The organism is Flavobacterium tagetis (genome assembly GCF_016735615.1).
Lineage (GTDB): Bacteria > Bacteroidota > Bacteroidia > Flavobacteriales > Flavobacteriaceae > Flavobacterium > Flavobacterium tagetis.
The window spans coordinates 537,533-558,418 of sequence record NZ_JAERSF010000001.1; the positions used below are offsets into that span (position 1 = coordinate 537,533).

At 34.8% G+C, this 20,886-nt stretch carries 17 protein-coding genes; 12 read left to right on the forward strand and 5 right to left on the reverse strand.

What is annotated here, in order from left to right; all coding sequences use genetic code 11:
* Positions 1 to 15 precede the first annotated feature (15 nt).
* The 7 genes from porV to JI750_RS02420 all read left to right on the forward strand — a co-directional run bounded on the left by porV (position 16) and on the right by JI750_RS02420 (position 8,537).
* On the forward strand, positions 16 to 1,221 hold the full coding sequence (gene porV / locus JI750_RS02390) for a type IX secretion system outer membrane channel protein PorV (protein WP_201998726.1): 1,206 nt from the start codon (positions 16 to 18) through the stop codon (positions 1,219 to 1,221).
* An 80-nt stretch (positions 1,222 to 1,301) separates the two neighbouring features.
* Positions 1,302 to 1,784, forward strand: coding sequence for a cytidine deaminase (cdd, locus tag JI750_RS02395; protein WP_201998728.1), 483 nt, complete (start codon positions 1,302 to 1,304; stop codon positions 1,782 to 1,784).
* Positions 1,785 to 1,943: 159 nt separating this feature from the next.
* The gene (gene pdhA, locus JI750_RS02400) at positions 1,944 to 2,942 is read left to right on the forward strand and encodes a pyruvate dehydrogenase (acetyl-transferring) E1 component subunit alpha (RefSeq protein ID WP_111379359.1); all 999 of its coding nucleotides are present in this window, start codon (positions 1,944 to 1,946) and stop codon (positions 2,940 to 2,942) included.
* 4 nt (positions 2,943 to 2,946) lie between these two features.
* Positions 2,947 to 4,617: a dihydrolipoamide acetyltransferase family protein gene (locus JI750_RS02405; protein ID WP_201998730.1), complete on the forward strand. Its 1,671-nt coding sequence runs from the start codon at positions 2,947 to 2,949 to the stop codon at positions 4,615 to 4,617.
* Between the two features lie 91 nt (positions 4,618 to 4,708).
* Complete coding sequence (locus tag JI750_RS02410; protein ID WP_201998733.1) at positions 4,709 to 6,556, forward strand: hydrolase/aminopeptidase; 1,848 nt, start codon at positions 4,709 to 4,711, stop codon at positions 6,554 to 6,556.
* A 475-nt stretch (positions 6,557 to 7,031) separates the two neighbouring features.
* A complete protein-coding gene (locus tag JI750_RS02415) occupies positions 7,032 to 7,562 on the forward strand; it encodes a carboxymuconolactone decarboxylase family protein (protein ID WP_201998735.1) in 531 nt (176 codons plus the stop codon).
* A 96-nt stretch (positions 7,563 to 7,658) separates the two neighbouring features.
* Positions 7,659 to 8,537 carry a helix-turn-helix domain-containing protein gene (locus tag JI750_RS02420; protein ID WP_201998737.1) on the forward strand — a complete coding sequence of 293 codons (879 nt, stop codon included), beginning with the start codon at positions 7,659 to 7,661 and terminating at the stop codon, positions 8,535 to 8,537.
* Here JI750_RS02420 and JI750_RS02425 read toward each other — a convergent pair.
* Positions 8,534 to 9,778 (reverse strand): glycosyltransferase family 4 protein, encoded by a 1,245-nt coding sequence (locus JI750_RS02425; protein ID WP_201998740.1) that lies wholly within the window; start codon positions 9,776 to 9,778, stop codon positions 8,534 to 8,536. The genes JI750_RS02420 and JI750_RS02425 overlap by 4 nt on opposite strands.
* 113 nt (positions 9,779 to 9,891) lie before the next feature.
* Between JI750_RS02425 and JI750_RS02430 the strand changes: the two genes are divergently transcribed.
* Together JI750_RS02430 and JI750_RS02435 are read left to right on the forward strand one after the other, a co-directional pair.
* The gene (locus JI750_RS02430) at positions 9,892 to 10,473 is read left to right on the forward strand and encodes a MiaE family protein (protein WP_129746205.1); all 582 of its coding nucleotides are present in this window, start codon (positions 9,892 to 9,894) and stop codon (positions 10,471 to 10,473) included.
* Between the two features lie 51 nt (positions 10,474 to 10,524).
* Positions 10,525 to 13,287, forward strand: a complete 2,763-nt coding sequence (locus JI750_RS02435) for an AsmA family protein (RefSeq protein WP_201998741.1) — start codon at positions 10,525 to 10,527, stop codon at positions 13,285 to 13,287.
* A gap of 100 nt (positions 13,288 to 13,387) precedes the next feature.
* Here JI750_RS02435 and JI750_RS02440 read toward each other — a convergent pair whose 3' ends face one another.
* The 3 genes from JI750_RS02440 to rplU all read right to left on the reverse strand — a co-directional run bounded on the left by JI750_RS02440 (position 13,388) and on the right by rplU (position 15,545).
* Positions 13,388 to 14,683 carry a hypothetical protein gene (locus tag JI750_RS02440; RefSeq protein WP_236672956.1) on the reverse strand — a complete coding sequence of 432 codons (1,296 nt, stop codon included), beginning with the start codon at positions 14,681 to 14,683 and terminating at the stop codon, positions 13,388 to 13,390.
* Positions 14,684 to 14,822: 139 nt separating this feature from the next.
* A complete protein-coding gene (gene rpmA, locus JI750_RS02445) occupies positions 14,823 to 15,083 on the reverse strand; it encodes a 50S ribosomal protein L27 (RefSeq protein WP_012023622.1) in 261 nt (86 codons plus the stop codon).
* Between the two features lie 24 nt (positions 15,084 to 15,107).
* On the reverse strand, positions 15,108 to 15,545 hold the full coding sequence (gene rplU / locus JI750_RS02450; protein ID WP_026728576.1) for a 50S ribosomal protein L21: 438 nt from the start codon (positions 15,543 to 15,545) through the stop codon (positions 15,108 to 15,110).
* Between the two features lie 273 nt (positions 15,546 to 15,818).
* Between rplU and JI750_RS02455 the strand changes: the two genes are divergently transcribed.
* Positions 15,819 to 17,141 carry a M16 family metallopeptidase gene (locus JI750_RS02455; protein ID WP_201998743.1) on the forward strand — a complete coding sequence of 441 codons (1,323 nt, stop codon included), beginning with the start codon at positions 15,819 to 15,821 and terminating at the stop codon, positions 17,139 to 17,141.
* Positions 17,142 to 17,153: 12 nt separating this feature from the next.
* Positions 17,154 to 19,202 carry a M16 family metallopeptidase gene (locus JI750_RS02460; RefSeq protein WP_201998745.1) on the forward strand — a complete coding sequence of 683 codons (2,049 nt, stop codon included), beginning with the start codon at positions 17,154 to 17,156 and terminating at the stop codon, positions 19,200 to 19,202.
* Positions 19,203 to 19,496: 294 nt separating this feature from the next.
* Here JI750_RS02460 and JI750_RS02465 read toward each other — a convergent pair whose 3' ends face one another.
* A complete protein-coding gene (locus JI750_RS02465) occupies positions 19,497 to 20,363 on the reverse strand; it encodes a DMT family transporter (RefSeq protein ID WP_201998746.1) in 867 nt (288 codons plus the stop codon).
* A gap of 102 nt (positions 20,364 to 20,465) precedes the next feature.
* Here JI750_RS02465 and JI750_RS02470 point away from each other — a divergent pair, with 102 nt between their 5' ends.
* Positions 20,466 to 20,843: a heavy-metal-associated domain-containing protein gene (locus JI750_RS02470; RefSeq protein ID WP_201998747.1), complete on the forward strand. Its 378-nt coding sequence runs from the start codon at positions 20,466 to 20,468 to the stop codon at positions 20,841 to 20,843.
* Positions 20,844 to 20,886: the final 43 nt, after the last annotated feature.

A 20,886-nucleotide genomic window follows, 5' to 3' on the forward strand; every position in this document is an offset into this window, starting at 1 on the left:
ACACTAGTCCCATAAATGAAAAAACTATCACTTTTATTAATTTGTATTTTTAGCATTTACACTTCAAAGGCTCAAGAATCAAGGCCAATTGTTACTGGAGTACCCTTTTTATTAGTCGCTGCTGATGCTAGAGCAGCAGGTTTGGCAGACCAAGGTGTCGCCACTTCTGCAGACGTTTTCTCTCAACAATGGAACCCTGCTAAGTATGCATTTTCTGAAGATGCACAAGGTCTTTCCATCAGTTACACTCCTTATTTAACAGATCTTGCCAATGATATTTCATTAGGCCAGATTACGTATTATAACAAAATCAACGAACGAAGCGCTTTTGCCGGAAGTTTTCGCTATTTTGGTTTTGGAGGAATCGAACTAAGATATACTGGAGACCCAAATGAAGCCGTAAGAGAAGTAAATCCAAACGAATTTGCTTTAGACGGATCGTATTCACTTAAATTAAGTGACAAATTCTCTATGGCAGTTGCAGCGCGTTTTATTAACTCAAATTTAAAAGTCGCTTCAGAAGAAGTTGACGCTACATCTGCAAGCTCATTTGCTGTTGACGTAGCTGCTTTTTATCAATCGGAAGAAGTTGCATATAGAGACTTCAACGGAAGATGGAGAGCTGGTGTCAACCTTCAGAATATGGGACCAAAAATCAGTTATGACAATGACAATGTAAGTTCAAACTTTCTACCAGCTAACTTAAGATTAGGAGGCGGTTTTGATTTTATTTTTGACGATTATAACAAATTTACTTTAAGCGCCGAGCTTACAAAACTTTTAGTTCCAACTCCTCCAGGAATCGGAACACCAGTAGATGTAAATGGCGACGGGGATTATGATGACCCTGAAGATATTTCTCAACAAGAAGCAACAGATATTGGCTATAGAAATTATAACGATATTGGCTGGTTTGAAGGAATGTTCAAATCTTTTGGAGATGCGCCAGGCGGGTTTAAAGAAGAAATGAAAGAGGTAACCTATAGCATCGCTGGAGAATATATGTATCAAGATGCTTTTGCATTCAGATTAGGATATTACCACGAAAGCCCAGAGAAAGGCGCTAAACAGTTTTTCTCTTTAGGAGCAGGATTTAAATACAACATCATGAAAATTGATGTTTCGTACTTATTCTCAGCTTCGAAAATAAAAAATCCTTTAGAAAACACACTTCGTTTCTCATTAACGTTTAACTTTGGAGACAAATACGATAATTACTAAAGAGAAAAGATTACAATAAAAACAATTCAATCCAAATTCCGGCATTTTAGGAATTTGGATTTTTTTTCCCTTAAAAACAGATGAAAGAAATCAATATAACAACTTCATTTACAATATTTGATAATCTAAATGAGCTTCCAGCAGAAATTCAGGAGTTAATGAATCAAGCTATCGAAGTTAGAAAAAAAGCTTACGCACCTTATTCAAAGTTTAAAGTTGGTGCCGCTTTACTTTTAGATAATGGAAAAGTGATCTTAGGCTCTAATCAGGAAAACGCAGCTTACCCTTCAGGACTTTGTGCTGAACGAACTGCCATTTTTTATGCCGGAAGCACTTATCCAGAAGCAAAAATCTTGAAAATGGCTATTACAGCAGCTTCAGATACCAATCAAACCACTGCTCCTATTCCTCCGTGCGGATCTTGCCGACAATCAATAGCAGAATATGAGATAAAACAAGATACACCAATAGAAATCTATTTTATGGGAGAAATTGGCGAAGTTTACAAATCGTCATCATTAAAAAATTTGCTCCCATTGATGTTTGATAAAAAGTTCTTGTAAAAAAAAGCCAAAAAGTATCGTTTTAATTTTAGTTCTTAAATGTAATGTCTTATTTTTGCATCCCGACCTTTCGGGCGCAAATTTGTGGGAGGAAACTATTTTGCGTTACAGGCACAATAATCGATAACACAAACAACTTTAGCAAAAGAAAGAATTCAGATGAAAGAAGTTACAAAAGAGGTATATTTAAAGTGGTATGAAGACATGCTACTTTGGAGAAAGTTTGAAGACAAACTTGCAGCGTTATACATCCAACAAAAAGTTAGAGGTTTTCTACACTTATATAATGGTCAAGAAGCTGTATTAGCAGGTGCATTGCACGCTATGGATTTGACCAAAGATAAAATGATTACTGCTTACAGAAACCACGTACAGCCAATTGGTATGGGGGTTGATCCAAGAAATGTAATGGCTGAGCTTTTAGGAAAAGCAACAGGAACTTCTAAAGGTATGGGAGGTTCTATGCACATTTTCTCTAAAGAACACGGTTTTTACGGAGGACACGGAATTGTAGGTGCTCAAATTCCTGTGGGAGCTGGTATTGCTTTCGCAGACAAATATTTTAATACTGGCGGTGTTACTATGACTTACTTTGGTGATGGTGCTGCTAGACAAGGTTCTCTTCACGAAGCTTTCAACATGGCTATGTTATGGAAACTTCCAGTAGTATTTATCGTTGAAAACAATGGTTATGCAATGGGAACTTCTGTAGAAAGAACTGCAAACCACACTGACATCTGGAAATTAGGTTTAGGTTACGAAATGCCTTGCGGACCTGTGGACGGAATGAACCCTGTAAAAGTTGCCGAAGCAATGCACGAAGCTATCGAAAGAGCACGTCGTGGCGACGGACCAACTTTCCTTGAAATGAAAACGTACCGTTACAGAGGACACTCTATGTCTGATGCACAATTATACCGTTCTAAAGAAGAGGTTGAAGAGTACAAAAAAATCGACCCAATTACGCAAGTTCTTGACGTAATCTTGGATCAAAAATATGCTACTGAAGAAGAAATTGAAGTAATTGACCAAAGAGTTAAAGACTTGGTTGAAGAGTGTGCGAAATTCGCTGAAGAATCTCCATATCCAGACTTAAAACAATTATACGATGTAGTATACGCACAAGAAGACTATCCATTTACACCTCATAAATTATAATATCATGGCGATTAAAGTAACAATGCCTCGTTTGAGCGATACTATGACTGAAGGAACGGTAGCAACTTGGCTTAAAAAAGTAGGCGACAAAGTAAGCGAAGGTGATATCTTAGCTGAAATTGAAACAGACAAAGCAACTATGGAGTTCGAATCTTTTAACGAAGGAACTCTTTTACATATCGGAATTCAAGCTGGAGAAACTGCTCCAGTTGATTCATTATTAGCTATCATCGGTAAAGAAGGAGAAGATATTTCTGCTCTTTTAGCTGGTGGTGATGCTCCTGCTGCCGAAGCTCCAAAAGCGGACGCTCCAGCTGCCGAAGCTCCAAAAGCGGACGCTCCAGCTGCCGAAGCAAAAACTGAAACTGCTGCTCCTGCAAAAGCAGCTGAATTACCAAAAGGTGTTATAGTTGTAACTATGCCACGTTTGAGTGATACAATGACAGAAGGTACAGTAGCAACTTGGTTGAAAAAAGTTGGAGATACTGTAGCTGAAGGAGATATTTTAGCAGAAATTGAAACAGACAAAGCGACTATGGAGTTTGAGTCTTTCAATGCTGGAACATTATTATACATCGGAATTCAAGAAGGAAGCACTGCTCCTGTTGATAGTTTATTAGCGATCATCGGACCTGCAGGAACTGACATTTCTGGAGTTGCCGATAACTTTACTGCCGGTGGCGCTGCAACTGCAAGTGCTCCTGCTGCTGAAGAAACAAAAGCTGCTCCGGCTGCTGCGCAAGCTACAGAAGCTGTTGCTGAAACTTCAAACGGAGGAAGAATTTTAGCTTCACCATTAGCTAAAAAAATCGCTTCTGACAAAGGAATTCAATTAAGCCAAGTTAAAGGATCTGGAGAAAACGGAAGAATCGTAAAAAGCGATATCGAAAACTTTACTCCATCTGCTCAAGCACAAACTGCTGCTTCTGCTCCTGCTGCTAAACAAGAAGCATCTGCTCCTGCTGCACCAAAAGTATTTGTTCCTGCTGGTGAAGTTTACACAGAAGAGATCAAAAACTCTCAAATGCGTAAAATCATTGCAAAACGTCTTTCTGAATCTTTATTCACTGCTCCTCACTACAACTTAGTGATCGAGGTAAGCATGGACGAAGCAATGCAAGCTAGAGCTGCTATCAACAGCGTTCCAGATACAAAAGTATCTTTCAACGATATGGTAATCAAAGCTTGTGCTTTAGCATTGAAAAAACACCCAAAAATCAACTCTACTTGGAAAGAAGATGCTATCATCATTAACCACCACGTAAACATTGGTGTTGCTGTAGCTGTTGAGGACGGATTAGTTGTTCCTGTATTGAAATTTACTGATGCTATGAGTTTATCTCAAATTGGCGGTTCTGTAAGAGATCTTGCTGGAAGAGCTAAAAATAAAAAACTTGGACCACAAGAAATGGAAGGAAGTACTTTTACAGTATCTAACCTTGGTATGTTTGGTATTACTGAATTCAATTCAATTATCAACCAACCAAACTCTGCTATCCTTTCTGTAGGTGCAATTGTTGAGAAACCAGTAGTTAAAAACGGTCAAATCGTAGTTGGAAACACAATGATGTTATCATTAGCTTGCGACCACAGAACAATTGACGGTGCAACTGGCGCTCAGTTCTTACAAACATTAAAACAATACATCGAAAGCCCAGTTACAATGTTGGCGTAATCTTTGTTAATTTTATAATTAAATCCCATTTTGTTTATTCAAAATGGGATTTTTTATTTAATTTTCATCCTCAAATTCAAAACCTCACAAAATGAAGAAACTAATTCTTGTCGCTTTATTTCTGACAGCAATTGCCTGCCAGAAAAAAGAGCAAACAGAAAAAACTGTTGCTGTTACAGACGAACACAGTTACTCTAAACCAGAACTCGCTGTTGCAAAACATCTTGATCTTGACATCAAAGTTGATTTTGACACTCAGACAATTTCAGGAAAAGCATCTTGGACAATTGACAACATCAGTAAAGGAAATGAAATTATCTTCGATGAAAACACTTTAAATATCACTAAAGTAACTTTAGGCGATGACGAAAAAGAAACGAAATTCGAGCTTGGAAAAGACACAGAATTTCACGGAAAACCGCTTCATATTACCATTGAACCAAACACAACCAAAGTAAATATTTATTACAATACTACTAAAGACGGGGTGGCTTTGCAATGGCTAAAACCAGAGCAAACTGCAGACAAAAAGAAACCTTTTGTTTTCTCTCAAGGCGAAAGTGTTTGGTCTAGAACTTGGATTCCATGTCAGGATTCACCAGGAATTCGTTTTACTTATAATGCTAAAGTTACAGTTCCTAAAGATTTATTGGCGGTTATGAGTGCTGTAAATCCACAGAAGAAAAATGATACTGGAGTTTACACTTTCAAACAAGACAAAGCAATTCCGTCTTATTTAATGGCAATTGCCGTTGGAGATATTGAATTCCAAGCAATCGACAACAGAACTGGAGTTTATGCAGAACCATCTGTTTTAAAAAGCGCAGCGTACGAATTTGCCGAGCTTGGAAAAATGGTAAATGCTGCTGAAAAATTATACGGACCATATAGATGGGGACGTTATGATGTTTTGGTTTTACCACCAAGTTTCCCTTATGGCGGAATGGAGAATCCGAACTTGACTTTCTTGACTCCAGGAGTACTTGCAGGAGATCGTTCGCTTACAAGTTTGCTTGCACACGAATTAGGACACAGCTGGAGCGGAAACTTAGTTACAAATGCTACTTGGGATGATATTTGGCTAAACGAAGGTTTCACCACTTATGTTGAACATAGAATTGGAGAAGCTATTTTTGGAAAAAAAGAATTTGACATGCAAAATGTTATCACCAACAAAGAATTGGTTGATAATGTTGCTGAATATGGAGACACAAATCCAGATACAAGATTAAAAGTTAGCTTGACAGGAAGAAATCCTGATGACGGAATTAGCATGATTCCTTATGTAAAAGGATATTCTTTTTTAAGAGTTATTGAAAATGCCGTTGGACGCGATAAATTTGATCCGTTTATCAAAAATTATTTCGATTCTCATGCTTTCCAATCTATCACAACTGAAGATTTTGTTAAGTATTTGAACGAAAATCTTATCAAAGGAGACAAAGCTTTAGCAGATAAAATTCAATTAGATAACTGGATCTACAAACCAGGAATTCCATCAAACATCGTCCCTGTAAGTTCTGCCGATTTTGATGCAATTGACGCTATCCAAAAAAGCTGGAGAGAAACTGGAGTTGCAGGTTTAAGTAAAAAAATCACCACAACTGCAGAAAAACAACATTTTATCGACCATCTTCCAGCTGATATTACAGCAAAAGAAATGGAAGCAATTGATAAAGAATTCAACTTTACTAAGGGAGGTAATTTCATTATTAAACGCCAATGGTTTGTTCAGGCAATTCGCCATCAATACAAAGCTGCAGATCCTGCAATTGAACAATTCTTAATTGGAAGCAGTAGAACCGGCTCAATTATGATGCTTTATAAAGAAATGGTCAAAACTCCAGAAGGAAAAGTTTGGGCTAAAAAAGTTTTTGATAAAGCAAAATCTGGTTATCATGCAACCACTATTCAGGATGCTGCAAGTGTTTTGAAATAATTTTTTCGAAAATATAAGTTTAAAAGAGGCTGTTCTTTAGGAACAGCCTCTTTTTTTTACGTCTTATTTGTCATTCCGACGAAGGGGAAATCTTCACAAGAAGCTCAACAAAGATTGGATTCTCATTGCGGAGTTACTCGTGAAGATTTCCCCTTCGTCGAAATGACAAGATTGTGTTAATTATTTGCAGAATTTCTAAGTGCGATCCTTCCTTCGTCAGGATGAAAAACTATGCGAAAAACAATCTTATAAAAACGAGAGCCCTAGCCCCGATAGAAGTGGAAATCCTTTTGTGTCTCGTTTCTTTAACGAGACACAAAAGATTGGAACGGATAGCGGGAAATAGCTCCTAAAAAAAAGCAGGGAAAATTATCCATCACATAGCGTACATTCTCCATGTTCTAAAATCTGCAATCGTCGCAACTTTGTAATGTCAAAAGACAACAACAAATAACAACTTTAAAAATTAAATAAAATGGCACGATTAACAGCTTTAAACCCAGAAGAAGTAACAGGAAAAACTAAAGATTTATTCAACGCAGTTCAGGCAAAATTAGGCGTTGTACCAAACATGATGAGAACAATGGGAAATTCTCCAGCAGTTCTTGAAGGATATTTAAACTTAAGTGGTGCTTTAAGCCACGGAAAATTAAGCGCAAAAACAGGAGAATTAATCGCTCTGGCAGTTTCAGAAAGCAATTCTTGCGATTACTGTTTGGCAGCTCATACTTTTATTGGAGAAAAATTAGTGAAAGCAGATCCAGCAGTTTTAAAAGCAGCAAGATCTGGAAATTCTGATGATGCAAAAACAGAAGCGATTTTACAATTAGCTAAAACACTAATCAGCAAAGGCGGTTTAGTAAATGACGAAGATGTAAATAAAGCCAAAAATGCAGGAGTTTCTGATGCCGAAATTGCAGAAACTATCGGTCACGTAGCTTTAAACGTTTTAACAAACTACTTTAATAATGTAGCAAATACAGAAATTGATTTTCCAGCAGTTTAATCAAGATTTACACATTCACTATAACAAAAAACAATTTATAAAGATAGCCATGGATTTATTTCATGGCTATCTTTATACTTTCAAAAACAAAAACTCATGAGTTCTCAAAATGTTTTTACTTTAATCAATCCGCAGAATGGAAATTTGGCTTTTAAAATTCTTCCTTTTGATGATAATAGCCATTTTGACCATTTACAGCGCAATAATTATTATTCTTTGATTTGGGTGACCAAAGGAAAAGGCAAAGTGAAAGCGGATTTTGCCGAACATCATTTTGAGGAAAATTCTCTTCTTGCCTTTTCTCCTTATCAACCTTTTATGCTTTGTGTGAATGAACCGATCGAAGGAATTGCGATTCATTTTCATCCTGATTTTTATTGCATTCATATGCATCAAAAAGAGGTTTCCTGCAATGGCGTTTTATTCAATAACATTTATCAGCCACCGTATGTTCATGTCACAGAACAAGCGGAACAGACTTTTAAAATGGTGATTGAACAAATGAAAGCTGAAATTCAGAATGCTGAATTGGCGCAGTATGAATTACTGATTTCTTATTTGAAGATTTTTCTAATTACGGCTTCGAGATTAAAAACAGAACAATTGGAAGAAATGAAATCGGTTCCGGATTCAAAAGAACCAGTAATTCTTCAAAGCTTAAAAGATGCAATTGAACTGAATTTTAAAACCAAACATTCTGCAGGAAATTATGCTGAATTATTGAATATTTCTCCAAAAGCATTAGCCAAAATATCCAAGAATTATTTCAATAAAACTTTGACTGATTTAATTTCGGAAAGAATTATTATTGAAGCTAAGAGAGAACTTTATCTAACCAACAAAACGGTAAAAGAAATCGCTTACGAATTAGGTTATGACGACGAACATTATTTTAGCCGTTTCTTTAAAACCAATGCAGATGTTTCACCTCAAATTTATCGCGAGACAGTAGGATTTGGCAAAATGGAAGCTTAATTTCTGTTCTTCGCTTCAATCCATTTTGACATGTACATTGTACTTTTAAACGCATGATGTTGAAGCAGATTTCCCATAAAATTATGAAGACGATGCCTTTTTGAATCAATCAAAAGTAAATTTACCAGTGAAATCAATTGATTAGAATAATTGCTTTTTTGGTAGCATTCATTAATGATTGTAATTCCATTATTCTGAGACTGCTTCCAAAGATTTTCATTTTGATATAGCGCAATAGCTTTTTTAGCAAATTCTGCTGGATCATCTTCAATAAAACCATTCCAAGGCAAACCGTCGTGCATAGCTTCAGAACCAACAGCTGTTGTTGCGCTTGGTGTTCCGCATTGCATAGCTTCTAATAATTTTCCTTTCAGACCTGCTCCAAAACGAATTGGCGCTAAAACTACTTTTGCATTTTTTACTATTTCATTGGCATCTTCTGCCCTTCCCATAATGTGAAAACCATTTTTAGGCTGATGCAACTGCAATACTTTCTGCGAAGGATAAGCGCCATAAACCTTCAAAACTGCTTCTGGAAAATCTTTTTTTATAGAAGGCCAAATGGCTTCTTTTAAATATTGAACGGTATTCCAATTTGGTTCATGAAGAAAATTTCCAATAAAAACAAAATCATTTCGTTTTTCAAAAGAAGGCAATTCTAGCAAGTCTTCTTCTTTCATTTCATCAACCAAAAAAGGAAGATAAAAAAGCAAATCTTCATTGATTTTGAAAACATCTTTTAGAGTATTCATCTCAAATTCAGAAATAATCAAAGATAAATCGCAACGTAAAACACTAGCAATTTCTCTTTTTGCCACTTCTTCAGACAGTAAATCTTCTAGTTCGAAAATCCGGTTTTCTTTAAAAGCTTTTTGCCTTGCAGTTCTTAAACAATGCAAATCTTCAGTATCTAAAATTCTGATCGCTTTTGGACACTTTTCAACCACTCGCCAACCAAACTGTTCTTCGACCATAAAACGATCAAACAAGACAACATCCGGATTTAATTCGACTATAAAATCATCAAAACTTGAAGAATTAAGTTCGATGCTTTTTTTTATTACTCCAAATTCAGACAAATCAACCATAAAATCGCTGTCCTGTGCCGCAGTTGCAAATGTAATTTCAAATCCATTTTCTTTAAAAATAGAAATCAATTGCATCATTCTTCCGCCTGCAGCAGAAGACTTTGGCTCGGGCCAAACAAACCCAACAATTAAAAGTTTTTTTATTTGATTCATAAACTTTGTTTCACATTACAAAATAATGCTTTTTTCCGCGGATTTGCACCCAATTTCCTGAAATTCGATCGTAAAAAAACACTAATTTTGCAAAATCTAAATGCTGGGAAATTATGTTAGGATTAAAATTAGCTACAGACCCTCGCTGGGTAAATATCGTTGAGTCAAATATCGAAGAAATTTTAACGGATCATGCCTGGTGCGAGCAAAAAGCGGCTTCAAACGCGATTAGCATCGTCACTTACAACTCTGAAATTGAAGAACTGGTAACCGAAATGCTTGAAATTGCCAGAGAAGAACTGGAACATTTTCAAATGGTTCATAATATCATTAAAGAACGCGGACTTACGCTAGGCCGTGAAAGAAAAGATCATTATGTAAACGAGCTTTTTAAATTCATGAAAAAAGACGGAAGCCGAAGAGATGCACTTTGCGACCGATTATTGTTTTCTGCAATGATTGAAGCTAGAAGCTGCGAACGTTTTAAAGTGCTTTCAGAAAATATCAAAGACGAAAAATTAGCTAAATTCTATCGCGATTTAATGATTTCTGAAGCCGGACATTACACTACTTTTTTAGGATTTGCCAGAAAATACCAAGACAATATTGATATTGATAAACGCTGGAAAGAATGGATTGAATATGAAGGTTCTATCATTACCAATTATGGTAAAAAAGAAACCGTTCACGGATAAACTACGCTCTTTTTATTACTCTATTTAAAAATATAAATACCACAATTCGCTATGCAGAAAAGTAAATCCAGATCAATCGTTTTTAAAATTGCGAAGTATTTCGGAATAACTTTCGCGGTTATTTTAGGATTATTATTTTTAACGCCTATCGTCTTTGAGGACCAAATTAAAGAGCAGATAAAGAAAACGGCGAACGAAAGATTAAGCGCAGAACTAAATTATTCTGATGTTTCGGTGTCGTTTTTTCATCACTTCCCTTCGCTTACTTTAACCTTAGACAATTTAAGTCTGAATGGCTCAGCACCATATACAAACGAAAAATTCATTACTGCAAAAGAGGTTTCTTTCGGAATAAATGTGGCGAGTCTGATTTTCAGCAAATCGGTAAAAATTGATCAGATTTATTTATCGGATTCTTTTATAAACGTAAAAGTAAATCCGGAAGGAGAAGCGAATTACAACATTTACAAATCACAAGAACAGGCTTCTAAAGCCAAGGACAGCAGTGACACTGCGCTTAAATTGGAACGAATCGAAATTTTAAACAGTAAAATTGTTTATGATGACAAATCGACTAAAGTCCATTTTGACGCATATGGATTCAATTATTTAGGAAAAGGAGATTTAAATAAAGCTGTTTTTGATTTATATTCTAAAGCAAACATCGAAAAATTAAATATCGTTTACGAAGATGAACCTTATTTAATGAACAAAAAGGTTGATGCTGATTTGATTACAAAAGTAAACATCAACTCGCTTTCTTTCTTTTTCCAGCAAAACAACCTTAAAATCAATCAGCTTTTGGTCGATTTTAAAGGAAAATTTGATATTTTGAAAGACGGCTACAATATGGATTTTGTTATTAAATCTAATAACAGCAAACTTTATGATGTCTTTACAGCGCTACCGCCAAAATACATAACATGGCTTTCTAAAACAGATTTAAAAGGAAATACAAATCTGTTGCTGACTTTAAAAGGTAAATATATTACTTCTGAAAATATCGCTCCTGATCTGGATTTGGATGTAAAAGTAACTGACGGTTTTGTCAATTATAACAAAAGCGCATTTCCGGTTTCAAATTTAAATTTAGATATCAAAACAACTGTTCCCTCTCTAAATCCAGATTTGGTAATTGTGGATGCCAAAAACTTATCGTTAAACATTAATCAGGATTATTTAAAATCGAAATTCTTGGTTAAAGGTGTAAACACGCCGGATATTAATGCTGATTTTAAAGCCAAAATTGATCTTGAAAAATTAATGAAGGCACTTGGAATTCCTGATATTGAATTAAAAGGAACTTTAGCTGGCGATGTAAAAGCAAACGGAATCTTTGACCAGAAAAACAAGCGTTTTCCTGTTACAAACGGAACTCTTAATTTGGATAATGGATATTTAAAAACTCCATATTATCCAAACCCAATTACTGATATTACGATTAAATCGAAAATCGAAAACCAGAAAGGAACATTTGCAGATTTGAAAGTAAGCTTAACGCCAACTCAATTTACTTTTGAAGGCAAACCTGTTTTTGTACAGGCTGATTTAAGCAATTTTGATGATTTGAGTTATGATGTAAAAGCTAAAGGCGAATTAGACATTAACAGAATTTATAAAGTTTTCTCGCAAAAAGGTCTTGATCTTGATGGTTTTGTAAAAGCCGATGTATCTTTAAAAGGAAAACAAAGCGATGCCGAAAAAGGAAATTACAGCAAATTAAACAACAAGGGAACGCTAGAATTAAGAAATATCGGAATTGCTTCTGAATATCTTCCTAAGAAATTCATCATCAAAGAAGGAATTTTCAAAATCAATCAGGATAAAATGTCTTTCAATAATTTCCTTGCTGCATACGGGCAATCTGATTTTAAATTGAATGGATATTTACAGAACGTTTTCAATTATGTAATGACTAATACTGGTGTTTTAAAAGGTTCTTTCAAAGTTACTTCGCGATATATCAATGTTGACGAATTCATGTCTAGAGTAGACCCTAACACACCTGTAACACAGACTTCTGCTCCAAAAACCGAAACAAAACCATCTGAAAACACTCAGACTGGCGTTATTATTATTCCAACCAATTTAAACTTACAATTGATCGCCAATGCTCAAAAAGTATATTTTGACAAATTAAATCTTCAGAATGCAACTGGAAATCTAACCATGAAAAATGGCAAATTGACTATGCAGAATACTGGTTTTAATTTAATTGGATGCAACGTTTCAATGAATGCCAACTACCAAGCTATAACACCGCAAAAAGCCAATTTTGATTACGCCATAAAAGCTACAGATTTTGATATTAAAAGAGCCTATAACGAAGTCGAAGTTTTTAGAAAAATGGCAAGTGCTGCCGAAAAAGCACAAGGAATCGTTTCTTTAGATTACCAATTAAAAGGCCGTTTAAACGGAAATATGGATCCTGTTTACCCTTCTCTTGTCGGTGGCGGAACTCTTTCTGTAAAAGATGTAAAAGTGAGAGGTTTGAAAATGTTTAATGCTGTAAGCAAACAAACAAATTCTGAGTCTATGAAAAATCCAGATCTTTCTAAAGTTGACATCAAAACAACAGTTAAGAACAATATCATAACCGTAGAACGCTTTAAATTTAAGTTTGCAGGCTTTAGACCAAGAATTGAAGGAACAACAAGCTTAGACGGAAAATTAAACTTAAAAATGCGTTTAGGACTTCCTCCTTTTGGTATTTTCGGAATTCCATTAACTGTTACTGGAACTCAAGATAATCCTAAAGTAAAAGTGGGCAAGAAAACAGAAGATTTAGAAGAAACCAAGGATACTGAGGAATAAAATCCTAAATTAAAAAATTCCAAATTCCAAACTGGATCTCTACATACCAACCTTTGTCAAAGTTTTGAACTTTGACAAAGGTTTTTTCTTTTCCAGAAAATTAAACTATAAATATCTGCTTCGAAACATACAAAATTCCTTTACCCATCAACCATAACAACAAAGCTAAACCAAGCAATTTCCAAGCCCAACCTCTTCCCCTTTTCCAATTTGAGAAAAAAGAAAAAGCTTCCATGTACTTTATTATTACAAACAGGGTTGATCCTATAATAGCAAACCAAATAACTTCGTTTAACTGAAAATAAAACCCATACATTAAAACGGCACTAAGAAAAAGTAACGCAACCAATTGTATAAAATAATAGTTTCTTGAACTGTATTTATGATTCATTTTTAACGATAAAACTAAAAATGACAAAATCAATAAACTTACTAGAGCGGAAATAATATTATAAAAAATAAGATTTTCTTGCAGCGCCAATACTATCGTGACAACAACCGCAACAACAGTACAGGCCGCTAGAGAATTAATACTTCTATCTCTATAATCTTCTTTATGAAAGGGAAATAAAATAGGATAAATATACTTTTCTAAAGAGCGCCAGAAAGGCAAAGCATAAACCGCAGCGATTCCTGATAAAACCACTTCATAATTATAAAAAACATCGGCAGGAACTTTATACAACACATATAAAAGCGCAAGTGTAACTATAAAAGCCGGAAAACATATCGTTTTTATGGTTTCCCAAGAATCTTTGCCCCAAAAGTTATTTTCTATTTCATAAACATACTTCTTAATCCAGTATTCCTTTGTAAACAAAGCCGTAGACTGGCTCCATAATAAAAACAAACCTAGATGAATAATTACAGTTCGCAATACAAATTCTTCAACAATACAGCCATAAATTATGCACACTACTCCAATTAAAAGCAATTCAAGAGTTAACAAAACAGGTGAAAACAGAATTTTTAATACTGGCGCAATATGATGAACTAAAAACTGAATGAGCAGACTCCAATATCTTTTAAACAAAGCAACGACAGCACAAATAGCAATAAATGCAGAAAGATAAAACATCCAATTGGTCAACAATTGCGTCTGCATCCACAATTGTACAGCAGAATCTTTTTGAGGAGTATAAATAATATCTGAATTTATGAAAACCTCTTTTGCTAATTCATCTCTTAGATCATTAGATAAACTAGGAAACTCATTTTTATGCGCGTTCCAAAACTGATCCGTGTTGAAACCATTCTTTTTTAGAACTTCAAATTCATACAGAACATTTTTATGCTCATTGTTTAGCGAATTCAAATAAATGGCAGTACTATCCGATAGAACTTTACCGTAAGTGTTTATACAGAATAAAAGGGCAAATAAGAATATTTTTTTCAACTTATACTTTTTAAAGAACTGAAGATATCTAATTATCCTCAGCCTTGCAAATGTATTTTTTTACTAAACCACCTTGAGTAAAAAATAAAAAACCCGCTCTTTTCAGAACGGGTTTTCTATAAAAAGTAATCTATGATTATTATGCCTCGAATGGAATAATAGATACATAAGATTTGTTATCTCTTTTCTTTTGGAACTTAACAACTCCAGCAACTCTTGCGTGAAGAGTGTGATCTTTACTAATGTAAACGTTTTCACCTGGATTGTGTTTTGAACCTCTTTGTCTAACGATGATGTTACCAGCAATAGCAGCTTGACCACCATAAATCTTAACGCCTAGACGTTTTGATTCTGATTCTCTACCATTCTTCGAACTACCGACACCTTTCTTGTGAGCCATGACGTATGAGTTTAAATATTGTTATTATTCTTTAGTAGTCTCTTTTTTTGCTTTTGGAGCTGCTTTTTTTGCTTTTGGAGCTTCTACTTCTTCAGTAGCTGCTTCTTCTGCTACAACTGCTTTTTTAGCTGCTGCTTTTTTAGTTCCTCCTGCTGCAGTAATACCTTCAATTACAATTTGAGTAAGATATTGTCTGTGACCATTTCTTTTTTTGTATCCTTTTCTTCTTTTCTTTTTGAAAACGATAACTTTATCTCCTTTTAAGTGTTGTAACACTTTAGCTTCTACTGAAGCACCTTCTATAGCTGGGGCGCCTAAAGTTACATTTCCATTGTCATCTAATAAAAGAACTTTGTCAAAAGAAACTTTTGAACCTTCTTCATTAGCTAAACGGTGAACATAAACCTTTAAGTCTTTGCTTACTTTAAATTGTTGCCCTGCTATCTCTACGATTGCATACATATCAAATTGATTTATTGAATTTTAAGGTTGCAAATATACAACTAATAATTTACTATGCAACCCATAAAAGCAAAAATATTTTCACCTAAAAAAACCTTGTTTTTCAAGCATTTCCATACAGAAAACAAAATTAATTTAAAGTAAAAGATTGTTAAAATAGTATTTATTTGAAAACTATTCTGCAATTCCTAATTAAAAAAAACTATTTTTGGTGTAACCAAAATCAACTCTTGTCTACCTACTATTGTTGATATTTTAAAATTATTAATCTTTATGAAAAAATCAATAATGATGTTAAGTGCTGCATTAATGCTTGGCGGAGTGGCTCATGCCCAAAAAGTAGCTTTTGAAGAATACGATTTAGACAATGGACTGCATGTCATTTTACACAATGATCCCTCTGCTCCTGTTGTTATCACTTCGGTAATGTATCATGTTGGATCAAAAGACGAACGTCCTGACCGAACAGGTTTTGCACACTTCTTTGAACATTTATTATTTGAAGGAACCCAAAATATAAAACGTGGAGAATGGATGAAAATCGTTACTGCAAATGGCGGAGTAAACAACGCCAATACCTCAGATGACAGAACGTATTATTATGAAGTTTTTCCTTCTAACAGTTTAGAATTAGGCTTGTGGATGGAGTCTGAAAGACTGATGCATCCTATCATCAATAAAATTGGTGTTGACACTCAGAATGAAGTCGTAAAAGAGGAGAAAAGAATGCGCTATGACAATCAGCCGTACGGAAATATTCTTCCTGAGGTCAAGAAGAACATGTTCAAAAAACATCCTTACAGATGGACTACTATTGGTTCTATGAAGGATTTGGATGCTGCAACTCTTGAAGAATTTCAAGCTTTCAACAAAAAATTCTACACTCCAAACAATGCTGTTTTAGTCGTTGCTGGAGATTTCGAAAAAACAAAAACAAAAGAATGGATCCAGAAATACTTTGGTCCAATTCCGAAAGGCGAAGAAGTTAAAAAACAAACTTATGTTGAAGATCCGATTACGCAGCCAATCACAGCCACTTATGAAGATCCAAACATTCAGATTCCAATGGTTGTTGCTTCTTACAGAACACCTTCAATGAAAACAAGAGATGCAAGAGTTTTAGATCTAATTTCTTCTTATTTAAGTGATGGAAAAAGCTCTAAGCTTTACAAAAAAATAGTTGACGACAAAAAAATGGCGTTACAGATTGGTGCAGTTGGATTTAGCCAAGAAGATTACGGAATGTACATTCTTTATGGTTTGCCAATGGCTCCCTATACAATTAATGACATCTTAAAGGAAATGGACGAGGAAATTGTAAAAATCCAAACTGATCTTATTTCTGAAAAAGATTACGAAAAATTACAAAACAAATTCGATAACAATTACGTAAACGCCAATTCAAGCGTAGAAGGAATTGCAGAAAATCTTGCTTCATACTATTTACTTTATGGCGACGTCAATTTAATCAATACTGAAATTGACATCTATCATTCTATTACAAGAGAAGAAATCAGAGAAGTTGCCAAGAAGTATTTGAACCCAAATCAGCGTTTGATTTTAGATTATATTCCGACAGCCAAATCTCAAAACTAAGAATATCGAATCATGAAAAAAATACATACTTTTTTAATCCTTATTTTCCTAACTGGAATTATGCAAGCACAAGATCGTCCACAACCCAAACCAGGAAATGCTCCAGTAGTCAACATCAAAAAACCGCAGACCTTTGTTTTATCAAACGGAATGAAGGTTTTAGTTGTTGAAAACCACAAATTACCTAGAGTGAGCTATACACTTACTTTGGATAATGCTCCTTTTACTGAAGGCAATAAAAAAGGGGTTGATGAATTGACCAGCAGTTTAATCGGAAACGGAACTAAAAAAACAACTAAAGAAGCTTTTAATGAAGAAATTGATTTTTACGGAGCTAACATCAATTTCACTTCTCAAGGCGCTTACGCAAGTACATTATCAAAATATTCGGGACGTGTTTTAGAACTTTTGGCAGAAGGAGCATTACAGCCAAATTTTACTCAGGCAGAATTTGACAAAGAAAAAGCAAAACTTTTAGAAGGTTTAAAAGCCGACGAAAAAAGTGTTCCTGCCATTTCAAATAGAGTTGTAGATGTTTTGGCTTTTGGAAAAAATCATCCCGCGGGAGAATACCTTTCTGAAGAGACTGTAAAAAATGTTACGCTTGCAGATGTTCAAAACAATTACAACACTTATTTCGTTCCAGAAAATGCTTATTTGGTCGTTATTGGCGATGTTAAATTTAAAGATGTAAAAACAGCTGTTGAAAAATTATTCAGCGGATGGAAAAAGCAAGCTGCGCCAAAAAACACTTATCCAAATCCGACAAACGTTTCAAACTTACAAATAGATTTTGTTGACGTACCAAATGCAGTTCAATCTGAAATTTCATTGGTAAACACTGTAAATTTAAGAATGAGCGATCCTGATTTTTTCCCTGCTGTTATTGCAAATCAGATTCTTGGAGGCGATTTTAATAGTTATTTAAACATGAATCTTCGTGAGCAACATGCGTGGACTTACGGAGCAAATTCAAGTATTGGAAGCGGAAAATATGTCACTAAATTTAAAGCATCTTCTGCTGTAAGAAATACGGTTACAGATAGCGCAGTGGTACAATTTGTAAAAGAAATTAAAAGAATCAGAACAGAAAGAGTCGATCCAGAAGTTTTAAGAAACGTAAAAGCAGGTTATATAGGAAGATTTGTAATGCAGGTAGAAAAACCTCAAGCTGTTGCACGTTACGCCTTAAATATTGAAACAGAAAAGCTTCCTGCTGATTTCTACGAAAAATACATTCAAACCATTAATAATGTTACTGCAGACGATATTTACCGCGTTGCCAACAAATACTTTTTATTGGACAATATGCGAATTGTTATTGTTGGAAAAGGTACAGATGTAATTCCTGGTTTAGAAAAATTACAAATTCCAATTTCCTATTTCGACAAATACGGAAATCCAGTTGAAAAACCTTCAACAAAAAAAGAAGCGCCAAAAGATATTAGTGCAAAAACGGTTTTCGAAAACTACATTAACGCTATTGGCGGAGAAAAAGCGGTTACAGCTGTTAAAACATTATACATGAATGGCTCAACAACAATTCCACAAGCTCCTACTCCATTGACTTTTACATCTAAATTAGATTCAAAAGGAAAAATGATGGTTTCACTTTCTATGGGAACTATGAATTTAATGAAACAAGTTGTTAACGAAAAAGGCGCTTACGTTGAACAGCAAGGACAAAGAAAAAACCTTGAAGGTGAAGATTTAGCCGAAATGAAAGCTAATGCAGCTCCATTTGAAGAACTGCAACTTGTAAAAAGAACTGATCTTAAAGTGGAAGGAATCGAACCAATCAATGGAAGCGATGCTTACGTAATTAAAGATGGTAAAACAAAATATTATTACGATGTTAAATCAGGCTTAAAAACTGCTGAATCTAAAGTTCGTGAACAAGCTGGAAAATCAGTTGAACAAATCACTAATTTTAATGATTACAAAGAAGTAAAAGGCGTTAAGGTTCCTTTTAACCTAGTTCAGAATGTTGGATTTGAATTAGACATTAAAATGTCTGACATCAAGATTAACGAAGGAGTTTCTGAAAAAGATTTTCTTTAAGATACTAAGGTTCTGAGATACTAAGACACTAAGTCCCTAAGTGTTTAAGATTTTAAGGCTTTGTCAAAGTTCGAAACTTTGACAAAGCCTTTTTTTATTTACTAAGTTCTGTTAGGCTCAATGATTTGGTACTATTAAGAAAAAAGCCTCTCTTTTGTCAGGCTGAGCCCTTCGTTCCTCAGGATAAACTCCATCGAAGCCCCATTCCAATTGGCGCGCCCTTCGACTTCGCTCAGGGCGACATACATATCAGATTACATTTTACCTTTTACAAGTTACATTTCACAATTCAAATCACTTCTTAGCCGACAAATAAACTCCGATCAAAATAATAAAAGCACCAACAGATTGAATTGGCGTCAGGAATTCGTTATCCAACAATCCCCAGAAGAATGCTACAATCGGAATTAAATACGTTACTGATGTTGCAAAAACTGGCGATGACATTTGAATCAGCTTAAAGAACAGAATATTGGCGATTCCTGTTCCTAAAACACCTAAAATTGCCACAAAAAGTGTAGAATGCTCCGTTTCTGCAAAATGTATTTTCTGGCAGATATCGGTTGCACTTAAAATGATTAATGCTGGCAAAAGCAAAACCGCAAAATTTCCTGTTGTTATGCTTACAGAATTTAAATCGTGAAGATATTTTTTAATCAGATTTACGTTGATCGCATAACTAAGTGTCGCTATAACCACCAATAAAACATATAAATAGTTTTGCGTTCCACTCGCAGAATCTCCACTTAAAACCAAAAGCAGACAGCCCACCAGTCCAACAAAAACACCCAAAACTTGTCGTTTTTGGAACTGAATTCCAAAAGCAATAATTCCTAAAATCAAAGTATTTAAAGGCGTTAGCGAATTTAAAATCGCCACAATAGAACTATTAACTTGAGTTTCTGCAATGGCAAAAAGATACGCTGGCATAAAAGTTCCAAAAAGTGAAGTTATTGCAACAAATTTCCATTGGCGTCGGGAAATCTTTTTTAGACTATTAAAACCTACAATTAGCAAAAACAAAGCGGCAAAAATGATTCGGAATGATCCTACCTGAACAGCGCTTAAACCGACCAATCCTTTTTTTATTAGAATAAATGAGCTTCCCCATATAAGAGAAAGAATCGCTAAGTAAATCCACTTTAACTGTTTTGTTTCCATAAATCGTATTTTACTGCAAATTTGTAATTATTTTACGAACTGACGGCTCTCTTTTTACTAATTTTGCAAACAAGTAATTAGCAATCTAAAATTTAATATATAATGAAAATTTCAAAAATCTTATTCGCTGCAGCAATCGCTGGTTTAGTGTTTGTTGGCTGTAAAAAAGCAGAAGACAAAAGCCTTGAAGTCGTAAATAAAGAAAAAAGTGCTCCAAAAGAACATAAACCAATCGCAGCAGAAAATCTCCAAACTGCAAGCTTTACAATTGACGGAATGACTTGCGCTGTTGGATGCGCTAAAACCATCGAAGAAGAATTAGCAAACCTTGACGGAGTTGAAAAAGCAGTGGTTGATTTCGATAAAAAAACTGCAACTGTAAGTTTTGACAAAACAATCCAAAACTCAGAATCTTTGACAAAAGTAGTTCAAGAAACCGGAGACGGGAAGACATATAAAGTTTCTAATTTTAAATCTTAATTCAAGATATTTGATAATAAAAAAGGATCCTATTCGGATCCTT

What these genes read in the sequence shown, in the direction of transcription:
- porV (WP_201998726.1), top strand. Translation starts at nt 16, where the DNA reads ATGAAAAAACTATCACTTTTATTAATTTGTATTTTTAGCATTTACACT.
- JI750_RS02465 (WP_201998746.1), bottom strand. Translation starts at nt 20,363, where the DNA reads ATGGAAACAAAACAGTTAAAGTGGATTTACTTAGCGATTCTTTCTCTT.
- JI750_RS02460 (WP_201998745.1), top strand. Translation starts at nt 17,154, where the DNA reads ATGAAAAAAATACATACTTTTTTAATCCTTATTTTCCTAACTGGAATT.
- rpmA (WP_012023622.1), bottom strand. Translation starts at nt 15,083, where the DNA reads ATGGCTCACAAGAAAGGTGTCGGTAGTTCGAAGAATGGTAGAGAATCA.
- JI750_RS02430 (WP_129746205.1), top strand. Translation starts at nt 9,892, where the DNA reads ATGTTAGGATTAAAATTAGCTACAGACCCTCGCTGGGTAAATATCGTT.
- pdhA (WP_111379359.1), top strand. Translation starts at nt 1,944, where the DNA reads ATGAAAGAAGTTACAAAAGAGGTATATTTAAAGTGGTATGAAGACATG.
- rplU (WP_026728576.1), bottom strand. Translation starts at nt 15,545, where the DNA reads ATGTATGCAATCGTAGAGATAGCAGGGCAACAATTTAAAGTAAGCAAA.
- JI750_RS02470 (WP_201998747.1), top strand. Translation starts at nt 20,466, where the DNA reads ATGAAAATTTCAAAAATCTTATTCGCTGCAGCAATCGCTGGTTTAGTG.
- JI750_RS02405 (WP_201998730.1), top strand. Translation starts at nt 2,947, where the DNA reads ATGGCGATTAAAGTAACAATGCCTCGTTTGAGCGATACTATGACTGAA.
- JI750_RS02415 (WP_201998735.1), top strand. Translation starts at nt 7,032, where the DNA reads ATGGCACGATTAACAGCTTTAAACCCAGAAGAAGTAACAGGAAAAACT.
- JI750_RS02410 (WP_201998733.1), top strand. Translation starts at nt 4,709, where the DNA reads ATGAAGAAACTAATTCTTGTCGCTTTATTTCTGACAGCAATTGCCTGC.
- JI750_RS02455 (WP_201998743.1), top strand. Translation starts at nt 15,819, where the DNA reads ATGAAAAAATCAATAATGATGTTAAGTGCTGCATTAATGCTTGGCGGA.
- JI750_RS02435 (WP_201998741.1), top strand. Translation starts at nt 10,525, where the DNA reads ATGCAGAAAAGTAAATCCAGATCAATCGTTTTTAAAATTGCGAAGTAT.
- JI750_RS02425 (WP_201998740.1), bottom strand. Translation starts at nt 9,778, where the DNA reads ATGAATCAAATAAAAAAACTTTTAATTGTTGGGTTTGTTTGGCCCGAG.
- cdd (WP_201998728.1), top strand. Translation starts at nt 1,302, where the DNA reads ATGAAAGAAATCAATATAACAACTTCATTTACAATATTTGATAATCTA.
- JI750_RS02420 (WP_201998737.1), top strand. Translation starts at nt 7,659, where the DNA reads ATGAGTTCTCAAAATGTTTTTACTTTAATCAATCCGCAGAATGGAAAT.